This is a genomic window from Sandaracinaceae bacterium, from assembly GCA_016706685.1.
Taxonomy (GTDB): Bacteria; Myxococcota_A; Polyangia; order Polyangiales; family Houyiibacteriaceae; genus JADJJE01.
The window spans coordinates 102,472-115,742 of the sequence record JADJJE010000025.1 but is presented as its reverse complement, the minus strand read 5'-3'; the positions used below and the strand labels follow the sequence as shown (position 1 = coordinate 115,742).

Sequence of the window (13,271 nt, the reverse complement as noted above, 5' to 3'; positions counted from 1 at the left end):
TGGGGCCAACCCGTGGCCCGGGGACCAGCGCCCTCCCCGCTCAGCCGCGGCCCTGCTTCTGGAAGCCGGCCGGCGTCATGCCCGTCCAGCGGCGAAAGGCGCGCGAGAAGGCGCTGGCGTCGGCGTAGCCCAGCCGCTCGGCGATGTCGGCGTGTGAGAGCTTGTCCTCGCGCAGCCAGACCATGGCGCGCTCGCAGCGGGCGTCGTCCAAGACGCTGGTGAAGCTGGTGCCCTGCGCGGCGAGCCTGCGCTTCAGGGTGCGCTCGGACATGTGCATGGCGCGCGCGGCTTCTTCGAGGGTGCGGTAACCCTGCCCATCGGGCAGCTGCAGCACAGCGCGCACGCGCGGGATGATGTCGCCGCCAAAGCCCAACGCCTGCAGCTCCCGCTCGCAGTGCTCGCGCGCCACCTGCATGGCGGCCGGATCCGACATGGCCATGGGCAGATCCAGCACCTCGCGCGCGAACACCAGCTGGGCCACGGGCTGGTCGAAGCGCAGGCGACCCGGCATGAGCTTGTTGAAGCGGTCGAGGTATGCCGGGCGGGGGAACGGGAAGTCCGCCTCGCCATCCACCGCGCGGCCCGTGGCCACGCTGGCGATCTGCCAGATGCCCATGGTGAACGCGAAGAGGATGGTGTCGCGCTCGGTGCCGAGGTCCGCGTGCTCGTCGATGATGAGCGCGGCGTGGTCTCCCGCCTCCACCACGCGCAGGCTGATGGCCGTGGTGCGCGTGGGCACGTAGCGCACGGCCAAGTTGAGGCCCGCGCGCACCGTGGCGGACGTGAGCGCCGCGTAGCCCAGCAGGCCGTGAGACGACACGCGCATGTCGAGCCCGAAGTAGATGCCCAGCGCGGGCTCTCCGGTGAGGGCCTTGGCCCGCCGAATCAGCTCTCGAAACAAGGGGATGTCGAGACGCCGGTCCGGCTGGGTGAGGTCTTCCTGCGTGAGCCCGAGCCCCTCCAGCAGCTCGGACGGGTCCACCTGCCAGCGCTGCACGAGCTCGGTCAGGTGGTGCGCGTGGATGGCGGGCAGCGAGTGGGGGGTCTCGGTCACGGCCGCGAGTCTAACCTATGCCGCCATGCCCATCATGGCCCGCGCTTCGGCGGGGGACGCGACCTCACGGCCGGCGTTGCGCGCGCAGGTGGCCAGCGCCTCGATGAGCTGACCGTTGCCCGTGGTGCGATCGCCGCTGGGCAGGTAGAAGGTGTCTTCCACGCCGGTGCGCAGCATGCCGCCCAGGTCGGCCGTCTTCTGGTGGAGCGGCCAGATCTCCTCGCGGCCGATGAGCGTGCACTGCCACACCGAGCTGGGCTCCTTGTAGCGCAGCAGCAGGGTGAGCAGGTCGGCGTCCACCGGCATGCCGGAGGCCACGCCCATGACGAAGTTGTACTGCGCCGTCTCGCACATGCCCGACTTCAGGAACAGCTCCACGGAGCGCACGATGCCCACGTCGAAGCACTCGAACTCCGGCACGGCGCCCACGCGCTGCATGGCCACCACCATCTTCTTCACCTTGTCCACGGGGTTGTCGAACAGCATGGGCGGCCAGGCCCAGGTGTTGTCCGACTTGAGCTTGAGGTAGTTCAGGCTGCCCGCGTTGCAGGCCGCGATCTCGGGGTGGATGGCGTCGATGCAGGCGATGGGGCCCGACACGTCCGGGCCCACGGTGCCCGTGGTCTGGTTGATGATGACGCCCGGGCACGCCTCGCGGATGGCGTCCGAGCACGCCTTGGCGATGGCCGGATCCCACGACGGAAGGTGCCCCATGTTGGGGTCCTGCCGCCGGAAGTGGATGTGCATGATGGACGCGCCCGCGTTGTACGCATCGCGCGCCGACACGGCCATCTCCGCAGGGGTGACCGGCACGGGGTGCTGCTTCGGGTTGGTGAGCACGCCGTTGAGGGCGCAGGTGAGAATGGCTTTGTCCATGGCGAACAGGAGTAGCGCGTGTTAACGTATACGTCAACTGGCTCCTGCATTGGGCAGCTGCCACCCGCTTCCGTCAGTGAGCTATGCCCGAGCCACGCAGCCAGAGAGCCACACGCCCCAAGAAGCCCGCCCGCGAGCGAGCCAGCGGCAACGACACCGCGGGCTTCGTGGACGCACACCGCGACGCGAGCACGGCGGACCAGGTGTTCGGCATCAGCGAGCTGGCCGACGCCCTGGGCACCACCACCCGCGCCATCCGCTTCTATGAAGAGAAGGGCCTGCTCACCCCGCAGCGCGTGGGCCAGAACCGGGTCTACACGCGGCGCGAGCGAGCACGCCTGCAGCTCATCCTGCGCGGCAAGTCGCTGGGCCTCACGCTGCGCGAGCTGCAGGAGTACCTGGACCTGTACGGCGAACACGGCGAAGGCCGGCGCAAGCAGCTGGAGCTGGCCATCGCGCGCTCGGATCAGATGATCGCAGAGCTCACCGAGCGCCGCGCGGTGCTGGACCGCACTCTCTCGGAGATAGAGCTCATTCGCCGGGTGAGCCGTGAGCGGCTGGACGCGCTGCGGGCCGGCGAGAGCCCGAAGCGCTAGCGAGGGGCCTCAGCGCGCCACGCGCGACACGAGCGCCGCCGCGCGATCGGCCGTGGCCAGCTCGTCCGCCACGGATTCGAGCGCGATGCGTACCTTCGGGGCGGCGGTCGCCGCAGCGGCAACACGCACGCGCACCCGCTCGTGTTCGTCGAGGCCGGTCTTCAGCGCGAGCGCGGCGGCGGCGCGGGCGGTCTGCGGCGCCGTGGGGTCCTCGACCACGGCGAGCAGCTCACTGCGAGGCAGCCAAGTGTCACGGAAGCTGGGGTCCAAGCTGCGCCGCCGCACCGAGGCGATCCAGTCGGTCAGCGCTTGGTTTCCACGCTCGAGCTTCCCCGCGTGCGCCGTCCGCTCGCGCCGTCGGTGCTCGTCGATCTTGCGGTTGAGCATCTGGTACGCCTCGTCGACGGCCTCGAGCGCCGCGTGCCCGATGAGGCCCATCCGTGCACCGAGCCGAATCCGCTCCCCCGACTGCAGCACCAGCCACGCCAGGTGCTTGCCCGACTCGTCGTCTTCGACGCGCGCTGTTCACGAACGCCGAGCGGATCCGCACGCCATCCGCGCCCACCTCGAGCCGCGGCCGGCGGAACGCGGTGGCGAGCGCGCCGAAGAAGCCGGCCATGCCCACCGCGAGCGCCGGTACGGCGAAGGCTGGCGCGAGTGGGATCATCACGAACGAGCCCCCGAGAAACGAGAAGGCGATGGTCAGCGCGCGCTTCTCGTTGGGCCACGCCGCGGCGACGGACTTCTCGACCGGTGTCACCTGGGTGTCCACCTGCTCATAGATATCACGGAGCCGGAGAGAACAAGTGCCGCACCTTGTCCGTGGCCAGCACCGAGTCGTAGGCCGCGATCAACCCGTCGGGGCCGAGCTCGATGCGTGTGACCACGCGCTCGGCGTAGCGGTCGGCGCGTGGGCCGAACTCGCTCACCAGGGCGGGCGCCCCGTTGAGGTCGCGGATGGCGAAGCGCAGCGGCAGCACCCCGCGCACCACGCGCAGCAGGAACGTCATGACCTTGTCGCGGCCCTCCACCGGCTTCTTGGCCGCGAAGAACTCGCCTGCGCCATCCGTGTGCAGGCGCACGTCGTCGGCCAGGCAGGCGCGCATGGCGGCCTCGTCGCCCATGGCCAGCGCCAGCATGAAGCGCTGCAGCATGTCGCGCTGGGCCTCCCGGGCGGTGTCGCTGAGCTTGCGTGTGCGCCACGAGCCGCTCTCGGCTTCGGCCGCCTCGAGCGCGTGACGTGCGCGGTGCAGCGTGACCTTCACGTTGCTGGCCGTGATGCCCAGCGCGGTGGCGGTCTCGTCCACGCTGTAGTCCAGCACGTCGCGCAGCACCAGGACCGCGCGCTGCTGCGGCGTGAGGTGCTCGAGGGCCAACAAGAACGCGAAGCTGGCGCTCTCGAGGCGCTCGTAGCGGGCGGCGCTGGGCAGCTCGCAGTCGTTGCTGGCCTCGAGCTCCACCGGCGCGGGCAGCCACGGGCCCACGTAGCCGCGCGTCTTGCGGCGGCGCAGGCGGTCCTTGCACAGGTTCACGGCCACGCGCGTGAGCCACGGGCGCCAGGGCTGGGTGGTGTCCAGCGGCGGCCGTTCGAGCGCGCGCAGGAACGTCTCTTGGACCACCTCCTGGGCATCGGCGTGCGTGCCCGTCATGCGGTAGCAGACACCAAAGAGGAAGCCCTCGTGAGCGCGCGCGTCGGCGTCCGCGAAGCGGGTGGGAGCGCTAGAGGTGGCGGACTGCGGGCTCACGATGCGAAGCGTAACCTGCCTTCCCCCTCGGCTGCGATGCCGCGGGTCACGCTGAGCGCCGAGGCTGCCGCCGCGTCGGCCAGGTGCCCTTCGGGGCCCACCCAGTCACCGGCGTACCAGACTCCGGGCACCGGCGACGCGCATGCCGGGCGGCCGAGGAGACCTCCGCGCGTGCAGTCCGGAAGCGCATGGTGCACCACCGCGCGAGGCAGCACGCGACGCACCAGCAAGCGCTCGCCGAGATCGGGCACCGCTCGATCGATGGCCTGGTCCAGCAGCGCGGCGGGGTCCATGCCCGCGGGCTCCCCGGGCGAAGCCTGGTGGACCACCCCCGCGCCCGGTGCCTCCGCGCCCAGGTACAGCGCCGCGTGCACGCTCACGGCGCCTGCCGGGGCCATGCCGCGGACCCCGCGCTGCGGCGAGAAGTAGAAGGGCACGTCCACGCCCAGCGTGAAGCGCAGGTCGCGGCTGTCGCGCAGGCCGAGGTCCACGCAGCGCATGGTCACCGGCTGCGCGGTCCGGGCAAACGCCGCGAGCCCCGCGTCGGCCTCGCCCACCAGGCTGCTGGCCACGTGCGGCGCACAGGCGAACACCACGTCGCGCGCGCGGTAGCCCCTGCCCTCGGCGTCCAGCACCCGGTGTTGCAGCGCGCCGTCCCCGTGGCCCAGCACCAGCGACGCCGCGCGCGCGTGGCGCACCTGAGCGCCCGCTTGCTTCACGCGCGCCAGCAGTCCGTCCACCAGCGCCTGCCAGCCGCCGTGCACGTAGATCACGCCGCTGCGCAGGGCCGCCGCCAGCTGCTGCTGCGCCACGTCCGCGCTCAGCACGTGCAGGTCACCGCCATACGTGGCCAGCCGCACCAGCACCGCCAGCATGGTGCGGGCGTTCTCGCGGGTGGCCAGCGAGTCGATCCACGCGGCGGCCGAGGTCTCGTGCAGCGGCGCCTGGGCGCGCGGCCCCCCTCACCGCCTGCGCGGCCCGCATGAAGTCCACCGCGTCTCGCGTGCCGAACCAGCCCGCGCGCAGCGCGCCCCCCAGGCTGATGGGCAACGCGTCCAGGCGCCCGTCCGCGAACAGGGCCTGCGCCCCGCCCACCGACGGATCCACGCCCGTCACCGGCACCCCCGCGGCCACCAGCGCCCGGTGCATGGGGCCGCCTCGGTAGATCGCGTGCGGCCCGAAATTGAAGCGGTGCTCGCCCTGCGCCTGGCTGCGCGCCCTGCCCCCAGGATCGGCCGCGCGCTCCAGCACCAGCACGCGTTTTCCCTGCCGCGCAGCCGCCTCGGCCACCAGCCCACCGGCCAGGCCACCACCCACCACCAGCACGTCCACGGTCTCGTCTCGGTTCGTCATGCGGGTACCACGCACGGCCCCGCCAATCGGTTACAGTGCCGCCATGGATCAACGTCAAATCGCGGTCTTGGGGGCCGGCTCGTGGGGCACGGCCATCGCCAAGCTCCTGGCCGACCAGGGTCACCACGTGCGCCTGTGGGCCCGCTCGAACGAGCGCGCCGAAGACATGATCGCCGCGCGCGAGAACACCCGCTACCTGCCCGGCTTCGAGCTGCCCCCCACGCTCACGCCCACCGGCGACCTGGCCACCGCGCTGATCGACGCCAGCATGGTGGTGTCGGTGATCCCCACGCACGGCCTGCGCGCCGTGCTGGAGGAGGCCCGCCCCATGATCCCGGCGGGCGTCACCATCGTGAGCGCCACCAAGGGCATCGAGGAGGAGACGCTCATGCTGGTGAGCGACATCTTCGAGAACGTGCTGCCCAAGACCATGCACTGGCAGCTCACCTACCTGGGCGGGCCGTCGTTCGCGCGCGAGGTGGCCATGGGCATCCCCACCGCCGTGTGCATCGCGGGGCACGACCGCGACAGCGTGCGCGACGCGCAGAAGACCTTCACCACCGAGCGCTTCCGCGTCTACAACACGGAGGACGTCGTGGGCGTGGAGCTGGGCGGCGCGCTCAAGAACGTCATCGCCATCGCCGCGGGGGTCGCCGACGGCATGGGCCTCGGCCTCAACGCGCGCGCGGGCCTCATCACGCGCGGGCTCGCGGAGACGTCGCGGCTGGCCACCTCGATGGGCGCGCACCCGCTCACGCTCAGCGGCCTGGCCGGCATGGGCGACCTGGTGCTCACGTGCACGGGCGACCTCTCGCGCAACCGGCAGGTGGGCATCGACCTCGGGCGCGGCAAGACCATCGACGAGATCCTGAGCTCCATGAACATGGTGGCCGAGGGCGTGCGCACCGCGAAGAGCCTCTACAACCTGTGCCAGGCGCGCAAGGTGGAGATGCCCATCTCGCACGAGGTCTACCGCATCCTGTACGAGGGCAAGTCGCCCACCAAGGCGCTCACGGACCTCATGTCCCGTCCGCTGCGCCACGAGCGGGAGTGACGTGCCCCGCAGGCTCCCGTCCGTCTACATCTTGCTCATTCCCGCGCTGACCATCGCCGCGGGCGTGCTGGGCTACTACACGTACCTCACGGCGTCTCGCTTCGCGCGGCTCAACGAAGAGGCCATCGCCGCGTCGTCCATGCTGCTGGCGCGCGAGAAGGTGGAGAACATCGAGCGCTACGTCATCGAGCAGGACAACGTGGTGTTCAGCGACTACCCGCTGGACGACCCGGGCAGCTTCGAAGTGAGCTGGCGGCCCACGTCCATCGACCGGACGCCCAGCGTGCGCTCGGTGCTGTTGCTGAACGAGTACGGCCACGTGGTGGCGTTCGCCTCCCGCGCGGGCACGCAAGACCGGCGCGACTTCCTGGACGTGTTCCACCAGGACATCGTGCAGGAGTTCGAGTTCGACGACACCCCGCTCAACAGCCTGAAGCACCTGCACGGACGCTTCCGCGACCGCAGCTACCTGTTCAGCTACAAGGCCGTGCGCCACAACGGGCGCCGCATGTTCTTGGTGGCGCACCACGACACCGGCTTCATCGTGCGGTCGCAGTTCCCCACGCTGTTCTCCACCGAGGAGGGGCGCAGCACCTACAACGTGGTGGACGTGGACAACCGGCGCGTCTATGGCCCGAGCCTGGCTTCGGCCGGCGACTACGTGGTGGGCCACCGCTTCCCCACCACGCTCTACCAGTGGCGCCTGCAGATTGCGCCGCAGCAGGCCACGCAGCTGGAGACGCAGGGCAGCCTGGGCCGCACGGTGCAGCTGGGGTCGCTGGGGCTTTCGTTTGCCGTCATCCTGCTGGGCATCGCGTTCTTGCTGTACGCGGCCAGCAAGGAGCGCCGCCTCAACGAGATGAAGAGCGAGTTCATCGCCAACGTGTCGCACGAGCTGAAGACGCCGCTCTCCGTGGTGCGCATGTTCGGCGAGATGCTGCTGACCGAGCGCGTGCGCACGCCCGAGAAGCAGAAGCAGTACCTCGAGATCATCTGCCGCGAGTCCGAGCGCCTGAGCGGGCTCATCGAGAACGTGCTGGACTTCGCCGCCCTCGAGCGCGGCAAGCAGAAGTTCGACTTCCACGAGCGCGACATCGGGCCCGTGCTGCAGCAGGCCATCGACGCGTTCCGCTACCGCCTGGAGGAAGACGGAAACCGCGTCACCCTGGAGCTGGCGCCCGACCTGCCCATGGTGGCCATCGACGAGCAGAGCATCGTGCTGGCGCTGGTGAACCTGCTGGACAACGCCGTGAAGTACGGCGGAGGGAGCGCCATCGAGGTGTCGGTGACGTGCAGCGCGCGCTCCGTGCACGTGCGCGTGCGCGACCACGGCCCGGGGATCCCGAACGAGGACCTGAGGCGCATCTTCGAGCGGTTTTATCGGACGCCGAAGCACCGTGAGGTGCGCGGGTCGGGCATTGGGCTGGCGCTGGTAAAGCACATCGCCGATGCGCACGGCGGCCGGGCGTGGGCGGCCAACGCGGAGGACGGCGGCGCCGTGGTGGCGTTCACGCTGCCGGCGGTGTGAGCGGGCGCTAAGGGCGCCGGCGCAGCTCGCTCTTCAGCATGAGCAGCGTGGTCTCGGTGGTGCCGCCCATGGGCCTGCTCAGGAGCTGCTCCAGGATGGGGGTCACCTCGTCGCGCCGAGAGCACAGCTCGGCCACGATCTGGTTGTAGCGGAGGACCCCGGACGAATACGCCTCCGGGGCCGTGCCGGTGCCCTCGAAGAGGGACATGTCGAGTGAAGCGATGGAGCGCTCGTTCTCGACGAGGTCCCGGATGAGCTGGCGGATGTCCGTCTTCATTCCGGTGGCCCCTGGCGCTCAGTGCGGCTGGAAGACGCTGGCCAAGTCCGACGCGACCGCGACCCGAGCCACGGCGCGCTGTAGTTGATCGAGACCAGCGGCCGCGATGAGCGCCTCGTGAGCCGCGCCCACCGGCCCGAAGCGCTGCTCGAGCAGCAGGCGGAGAACGTCGCGGAGTGCCTCGACGCGGCCGGCTTCGAGGCCCTCCTGACGGCCTTCCTGACGGCCTTCCTGCCGACCCAGCAGCCGGCCTTCTTGCTTGATCTGCTCTTCGATGGTTGCCAAGGGAGCCTCCGCGGCGGGGATGCAGTCGATGATGATCCGGAGCACCTCGCGGTAGTCCCGCTCGGTCGCTGTCCGGGAAATGTAGCTCAGAAACAGGACTCGGGAACTTCTCCGCGGCCCAGGCTACAAACCACGAGGCATGACGTCGCGCTCACGAAAGAGGTGGAGGTCTCACCTGGCCACATGGGCAACCAGGGCGCCGGGCCGAGTGGCCGTGGCGTGGCGCCACAGCAGTGACCGCCACGCCGCGCAGACCGCCGTCTGGTGGGTGGCCGCGGTCACGCTGGGGTTCGCCGCGCTGGGCGCAGCCATGGACGCCGCGCAAGCCACCGTGCTGCGCCGGGGCGCGGGGTTGTTCCACGGCGCGCACGTGGCGCTGTTCGTGACGAGCTGGTGCCTGGCATTGGTGGCGGCCCGCAGCACACAGCGCTGCCTGAACGTCAGCCTCGTGAGCCCCACGCCGCTCGGGGCAGCCCGGCTGACGGCAGCGTGGCTCGCGCTGGCGGTGCTGACGGCGCCGCTGATCATGAACGCCGCTCACCCTGAGCCCGCGGTGCTGCCCGCCGCCACCGAGGCCGACGCGCTGAACGGAGTGGAGTTCAGCTTCGTGACGCACGCCGCGCCGAGAGTGCCCACCACGGCGGTCACGCGCAACGGCCCGCTCCTGGCCGTTTCCGCGGGGCTAAAGCTGCGGTGGGTGGACCACGAAGGGGTGCGGCCGGTGGCCCCCACGGACCGGTTCCCGCGCACCACCCAGGTGCTCATGGACCAACACGCGAGCGTGTCGGACTTCGTTGCCGTGGCCGACGTGGCCATTGCCCGTGGTGCTGCCGAGGTGGCCTGGGTGCTGCCACGCGAGGACTGGCCCGCGGGGCAGGAGTTCCGCCCCGCGTGTACCCCCACGCAGTACGGTCTCCCCGAGGCCATGGCGGGCTCGGTCACCAGCGGCCCCATGACGGTTCGCGCCGTGGAGCACCCCGCGCAAGCCACCCCGGGCCTGCCCTGGACCGACGAGCTGGGCCCGCTTGCGGAGACCCGGCTCTACAACGTGCTGGGCAGCGGGAAGTCCGTGGAGTTGCAGCGCTGGTCCCCGCCGGGGGCTGCCCACGCAACACGCACCCTCATGGTGGAGCGCCTATTGGTGGGTCTGGCGCTGGGCTTTGCGCTGTTCGCGATGCGGCTCGTGCGGGACGCCATCGCGGCACACCGGCTGACCCGTGAAGCGGATGCCCGGCCGCGCGGGGTGGCGCGGCAGGCCGTGCTCCGAGTGCGTTGGGCGCTGGTGCCTCTGGTGGCTGCGATGCTGGTGCTGAGCGGGACGCTGCTGCTCGCGTCGTAGCCGCGTGCGCCCGCGGCGCCCCCGCTACTTGTGCTCGATGGGCGCCGACTGCAGCCACGAGATGGCCACCACCTGCGCCTGGTGTCCGTCCAGCACCTGCACGTCGCTCGCGGTGAGCGTCACGTCCTCCACGCCCTCGAGCCTGCGGAGCGCCGCGTTTGCGCCGTGGAAGAAGCGCTTCACGCGCTCGCTGCCGGGCTGGCGGGCTTCACCGGCGCGGACCTCGTCACGGATGGCCTTCTTGGCATCGGCGAAGGTGCGCAGCGCCTTGCCTCGCGCGCTGCCCGCATCCGAGTCCGGCGCGGCATCCAGCAGGGCCTCGAACGCCCCCTCGGCCCCCTTGACCACCACCACGAACGAACAGCGTGCCGCCGTGCCGCCGAGCCGCGCTGCGTCCGTGTCGTTCGGGACCGAGTGCAGCAGCAGCTTGCGCAGGTCGAGCACGAAGCCGTCCACGATCTTGGCCCACGGCTGGCGCCCGATCTTGGGCTTGCCCTCGCGCACGTCGGCCAGCTTGATCTCGATGAACCAGCCCGTCGGGGCCGACGGCGTGTGCACGTCGGGCGCCCAGACGTCTGCCCTGCCCGAGGCGTCGGAGAGAGACTCGTCGGGCTCCGGACGCCAGTGCCGGTAACGGCCCTCGCACACGGGCACGAGTCTTGGCTCGGTGCTGCCGGGCTTCCTCGACGAGACCCCCAGCGCGCCCGAGATCTCTCGAGCGAACAAGTGAGCCACGTGCGCCTCCACCGGGTAGTCCGACCAGTCCTGGTTGCCCGCGGGCTGGATGCTCCACCACGAGTTCAGATACTCCGCGCACACGCCGTCCACAATCGTCTTCATGGGATCACTCAAGCAGACCTCGCTTCCGGATTGGCGGGGAGCGTAGCGCGAGACGGGTTCTGGGGACACCGGGGTGATGGGGGACCCACGCTGGTGCGCGCCAAAGGGTTCGCGCTCGGGTGAACCTGGTGCAGCACCGAGCCCAGCTCCCAGTCTCGCCACCGGGAGTCGAGGCGCAGCGCTGCCCCGACACGACAATCTCCCTCGCGTCGCCTCTGCCTTCACATGTACAGTCGCGTCTGCAGAGTGCGCTGCGATCGACGCAGCCTAGGAGGACGAAGCCCGCATGAAGATCTCCACGATCCTCGACCACATTGACAGTGGCCACATGGCGCTGCCCGAGTTTCAGCGAGGCTACGTGTGGAACCGCGACCAAGTGCGGGGCCTGTTCGACTCGCTCTACCGCAAGCACCCCGTGGGCGGCCTGCTGGTGTGGGCCACCGAGTCGCAGTCGGCAGCGCATCGCGGCGACGGAACGCTCGCGGCGGGCATCGTGAAGCTCCTCCTCGATGGACAACAGCGGATGACGTCACTCTACGGAGTGGTGCGAGGCCATCCGCCCAAATTCTTCGACGGAAATGCTCAGGCGTTCTCGGGCCTGCGGTTCCACCTCGACGAGGAGACCTTCGAGTTCTTCCAGCCCGTGAAGATGAAGGGCGACCCACTGTGGATTGATGTCACCGCACTCATGAAGGCGGGTATGGGCGGACTCGGAGCCATGATGGGGCAACTCTCGGCCCATTTTGGCGCCTCCCCCAAGATCGGCGAGTACGCGGGGCGAATGGCGCAGTTGCTCGGTATCCTGGACAAGGAACTGCACATCGAAGAAGTCACCGGCGCCGACAAAACGCTCGACGTGGTGGTCGACATCTTCAACCGGGTGAACAGCGGGGGCACCAAGTTGAGCAAGGGTGATCTGGCGCTCGCGCGCATCTGCGCGGACTGGCCGGAAGCGCGCGACACCATGAAGGACAAGCTCGCCGAGTGGGGGAAGGCGGGATACGCGTTCAACCTGGACTGGCTCCTGCGCTCTGTGAACACCGTGCTGACCGGCGAAGCGCGCTTTCAACACCTGCAGCACAAGAGCGGCGAGGAAATCCAGGACGCTCTCGCACGCTCGAACAAGCACATCGACACCACACTGAACCTCATCTCGGGGCGCCTGGGTCTCGACCACGACCGGGTCTTCTTCGGTCGCTACGCCGTCCCACTCATGGTGCGCTACCTGGACCAGCGCACATCCAGCAAGGCCCCCAAGAAGCCAGGTGTGAGCACCGCGATGAGCGAGGTCGAGCGCGACAAGCTGCTGTTCTGGTTCATCCAGGCTGCTATGTGGGGGCGCTTCTCGGGCTCCACGGAATCCTACCTGGACCAGGACTTGGCCGCGCTCGAGGGTCCAAGTGGCGGGCTCGATCCATTGCTCGAGCGACTGCGTCTCTGGCACGGCTCTCTGCGTGTGGAGCCTGGCAATTTCAGCGGCTCGACGTTGGGAGCTCGTTTCTACCCCGTGCTCTACATGCTCACGCGGATGGGCGATGCACGGGATTGGGGCAGCGGACTACCGCTCAAAGCGGGACTCCTTGGAAAGATGAGCCAGCTCGAGGTGCACCACATCTTCCCGAAGGCCCAGCTCAAGAAGCACAGCTGGGCCAAGGGCGACGTCAACGCGCTGGCGAACTTCTGCTTCCTGACGAAGGACACCAACCTCGCCATCAGCGACCGCCTGCCCGCCGTCTACTTTCGCGAGGTGGAGGCCGCGCACCCTGGTGCGCTCGCATCGCAGTGGATCCCTGCGGACCCCGAGCTCTGGCGCATGGAACGCTTCGGCGACTTCCTCGAAGCTCGCAAAGTCCTGCTGGCGGCCGAGCTCAACCGCCGGCTCGAAGAGCTACTACACGGCGACACGCGCTGGCTCGAGCGTGACATGCGGCCCGCGCCTGTGAGTGCCACGCCGCAGACTGCGCCGCCGGCGCCCGCGGGCGGAATCGACAGCGCAGAGGAGGAGGCCGAGCTGCAAGCGCTCCGCACTTGGATGGACGAGCGCAGCCTCGCGCCTGGCGAGCTCGGGTACGAGCTGGTCGACGAGGAGACGGGCACCCAGCGCGCCCTGCTGGACCTGGCATGGCCCGATGGGATGCCGCCGGGCCTCGGAGAGCGCGTGGCTGTGCTGCTTTACGAGGGTGAGGCGACCATCCGCGTGGCCAGCCAGGCGGGCTATCGATGCTTCACCGATGTGCTGGGATTCCAGCGCTACGTGGAGACCGAGGTGCTGGGGGGCATCGGAGGCACCGAGGCAACCGCGGCAGAGTGAAGCCAACACCGCA

At 69.9% G+C, this 13,271-nt stretch carries 14 protein-coding genes; 5 read left to right on the top strand and 9 right to left on the bottom strand.

The genetic code is table 11. The features are described from left to right. Nucleotides 1-40: 40 nt before the first annotated feature. Together IPI43_25545 and IPI43_25540 are read right to left on the bottom strand one after the other, a co-directional pair. Complete coding sequence (locus tag IPI43_25545) at nucleotides 41-1,054, bottom strand: AraC family transcriptional regulator (protein MBK7777450.1); 1,014 nt, start codon at nucleotides 1,052-1,054, stop codon at nucleotides 41-43. 15 nt (nucleotides 1,055-1,069) lie between these two features. Continuing rightward, nucleotides 1,070-1,930: a 3-keto-5-aminohexanoate cleavage protein gene (locus tag IPI43_25540; GenBank protein MBK7777449.1), complete on the bottom strand. Its 861-nt coding sequence runs from the start codon at nucleotides 1,928-1,930 to the stop codon at nucleotides 1,070-1,072. Between the two features lie 83 nt (nucleotides 1,931-2,013). Here IPI43_25540 and IPI43_25535 point away from each other — a divergent pair, with 83 nt between their 5' ends. Continuing rightward, on the top strand, nucleotides 2,014-2,526 hold the full coding sequence (locus IPI43_25535; GenBank protein ID MBK7777448.1) for a MerR family DNA-binding transcriptional regulator: 513 nt from the start codon (nucleotides 2,014-2,016) through the stop codon (nucleotides 2,524-2,526). Between the two features lie 9 nt (nucleotides 2,527-2,535). Here IPI43_25535 and IPI43_25530 read toward each other — a convergent pair whose 3' ends face one another. From IPI43_25530 to IPI43_25515, 4 genes are all read right to left on the bottom strand, one after another. Continuing rightward, nucleotides 2,536-2,964, bottom strand: a complete 429-nt coding sequence (locus IPI43_25530; protein MBK7777447.1) for a hypothetical protein — start codon at nucleotides 2,962-2,964, stop codon at nucleotides 2,536-2,538. Between the two features lie 347 nt (nucleotides 2,965-3,311). Further along, complete coding sequence (locus tag IPI43_25525) at nucleotides 3,312-4,175, bottom strand: sigma-70 family RNA polymerase sigma factor (protein ID MBK7777446.1); 864 nt, start codon at nucleotides 4,173-4,175, stop codon at nucleotides 3,312-3,314. 92 nt (nucleotides 4,176-4,267) lie between these two features. Continuing rightward, on the bottom strand, nucleotides 4,268-5,146 hold the full coding sequence (locus IPI43_25520) for a hypothetical protein (GenBank protein ID MBK7777445.1): 879 nt from the start codon (nucleotides 5,144-5,146) through the stop codon (nucleotides 4,268-4,270). Next, nucleotides 5,106-5,624 (bottom strand): NAD(P)-binding protein, encoded by a 519-nt coding sequence (locus IPI43_25515; protein MBK7777444.1) that lies wholly within the window; start codon nucleotides 5,622-5,624, stop codon nucleotides 5,106-5,108. Before IPI43_25515 ends, IPI43_25520 begins: the two co-directional genes overlap by 41 nt. 43 nt (nucleotides 5,625-5,667) lie before the next feature. Between IPI43_25515 and IPI43_25510 the strand changes: the two genes are divergently transcribed. Together IPI43_25510 and IPI43_25505 are read left to right on the top strand one after the other, a co-directional pair. Next, the gene (locus IPI43_25510; protein ID MBK7777443.1) at nucleotides 5,668-6,678 is read left to right on the top strand and encodes an NAD(P)-dependent glycerol-3-phosphate dehydrogenase; all 1,011 of its coding nucleotides are present in this window, start codon (nucleotides 5,668-5,670) and stop codon (nucleotides 6,676-6,678) included. A gap of 1 nt (nucleotide 6,679) precedes the next feature. Further along, nucleotides 6,680-8,206, top strand: a complete 1,527-nt coding sequence (locus tag IPI43_25505) for a HAMP domain-containing histidine kinase (GenBank protein MBK7777442.1) — start codon at nucleotides 6,680-6,682, stop codon at nucleotides 8,204-8,206. Between the two features lie 7 nt (nucleotides 8,207-8,213). Here the strand turns inward: IPI43_25505 and IPI43_25500 are convergent, their stop codons facing one another. Continuing rightward, complete coding sequence (locus tag IPI43_25500; GenBank protein MBK7777441.1) at nucleotides 8,214-8,483, bottom strand: hypothetical protein; 270 nt, start codon at nucleotides 8,481-8,483, stop codon at nucleotides 8,214-8,216. A gap of 18 nt (nucleotides 8,484-8,501) precedes the next feature. Continuing rightward, nucleotides 8,502-8,813, bottom strand: coding sequence for a hypothetical protein (locus IPI43_25495; GenBank protein ID MBK7777440.1), 312 nt, complete (start codon nucleotides 8,811-8,813; stop codon nucleotides 8,502-8,504). Between the two features lie 169 nt (nucleotides 8,814-8,982). Here IPI43_25495 and IPI43_25490 point away from each other — a divergent pair, with 169 nt between their 5' ends. Beyond that, nucleotides 8,983-10,107 (top strand): hypothetical protein, encoded by a 1,125-nt coding sequence (locus IPI43_25490; protein ID MBK7777439.1) that lies wholly within the window; start codon nucleotides 8,983-8,985, stop codon nucleotides 10,105-10,107. Nucleotides 10,108-10,131: 24 nt separating this feature from the next. Here IPI43_25490 and IPI43_25485 read toward each other — a convergent pair whose 3' ends face one another. Continuing rightward, the gene (locus tag IPI43_25485) at nucleotides 10,132-10,947 is read right to left on the bottom strand and encodes a hypothetical protein (protein MBK7777438.1); all 816 of its coding nucleotides are present in this window, start codon (nucleotides 10,945-10,947) and stop codon (nucleotides 10,132-10,134) included. A 286-nt stretch (nucleotides 10,948-11,233) separates the two neighbouring features. On the opposite strand from IPI43_25485, the gene IPI43_25480 reads away from it, so the two are divergent. After that, nucleotides 11,234-13,258, top strand: coding sequence for a DUF262 domain-containing protein (locus IPI43_25480; GenBank protein MBK7777437.1), 2,025 nt, complete (start codon nucleotides 11,234-11,236; stop codon nucleotides 13,256-13,258). Nucleotides 13,259-13,271 lie beyond the last annotated feature (13 nt).

Coding starts and splice junctions, on each gene's coding strand:
- IPI43_25515 (MBK7777444.1), bottom strand. CDS start 5,624: ATGACGAACCGAGACGAGACCGTGGACGTGCTGGTGGTGGGTGGTGGC.
- IPI43_25525 (MBK7777446.1), bottom strand. CDS start 4,175: ATGACGGGCACGCACGCCGATGCCCAGGAGGTGGTCCAAGAGACGTTC.
- IPI43_25500 (MBK7777441.1), bottom strand. CDS start 8,483: ATGAAGACGGACATCCGCCAGCTCATCCGGGACCTCGTCGAGAACGAG.
- IPI43_25535 (MBK7777448.1), top strand. CDS start 2,014: ATGCCCGAGCCACGCAGCCAGAGAGCCACACGCCCCAAGAAGCCCGCC.
- IPI43_25480 (MBK7777437.1), top strand. CDS start 11,234: ATGAAGATCTCCACGATCCTCGACCACATTGACAGTGGCCACATGGCG.
- IPI43_25520 (MBK7777445.1), bottom strand. CDS start 5,146: ATGCTGGCGGTGCTGGTGCGGCTGGCCACGTATGGCGGTGACCTGCAC.
- IPI43_25510 (MBK7777443.1), top strand. CDS start 5,668: ATGGATCAACGTCAAATCGCGGTCTTGGGGGCCGGCTCGTGGGGCACG.
- IPI43_25530 (MBK7777447.1), bottom strand. CDS start 2,964: ATGGGCCTCATCGGGCACGCGGCGCTCGAGGCCGTCGACGAGGCGTAC.
- IPI43_25485 (MBK7777438.1), bottom strand. CDS start 10,947: ATGAAGACGATTGTGGACGGCGTGTGCGCGGAGTATCTGAACTCGTGG.
- IPI43_25540 (MBK7777449.1), bottom strand. CDS start 1,930: ATGGACAAAGCCATTCTCACCTGCGCCCTCAACGGCGTGCTCACCAAC.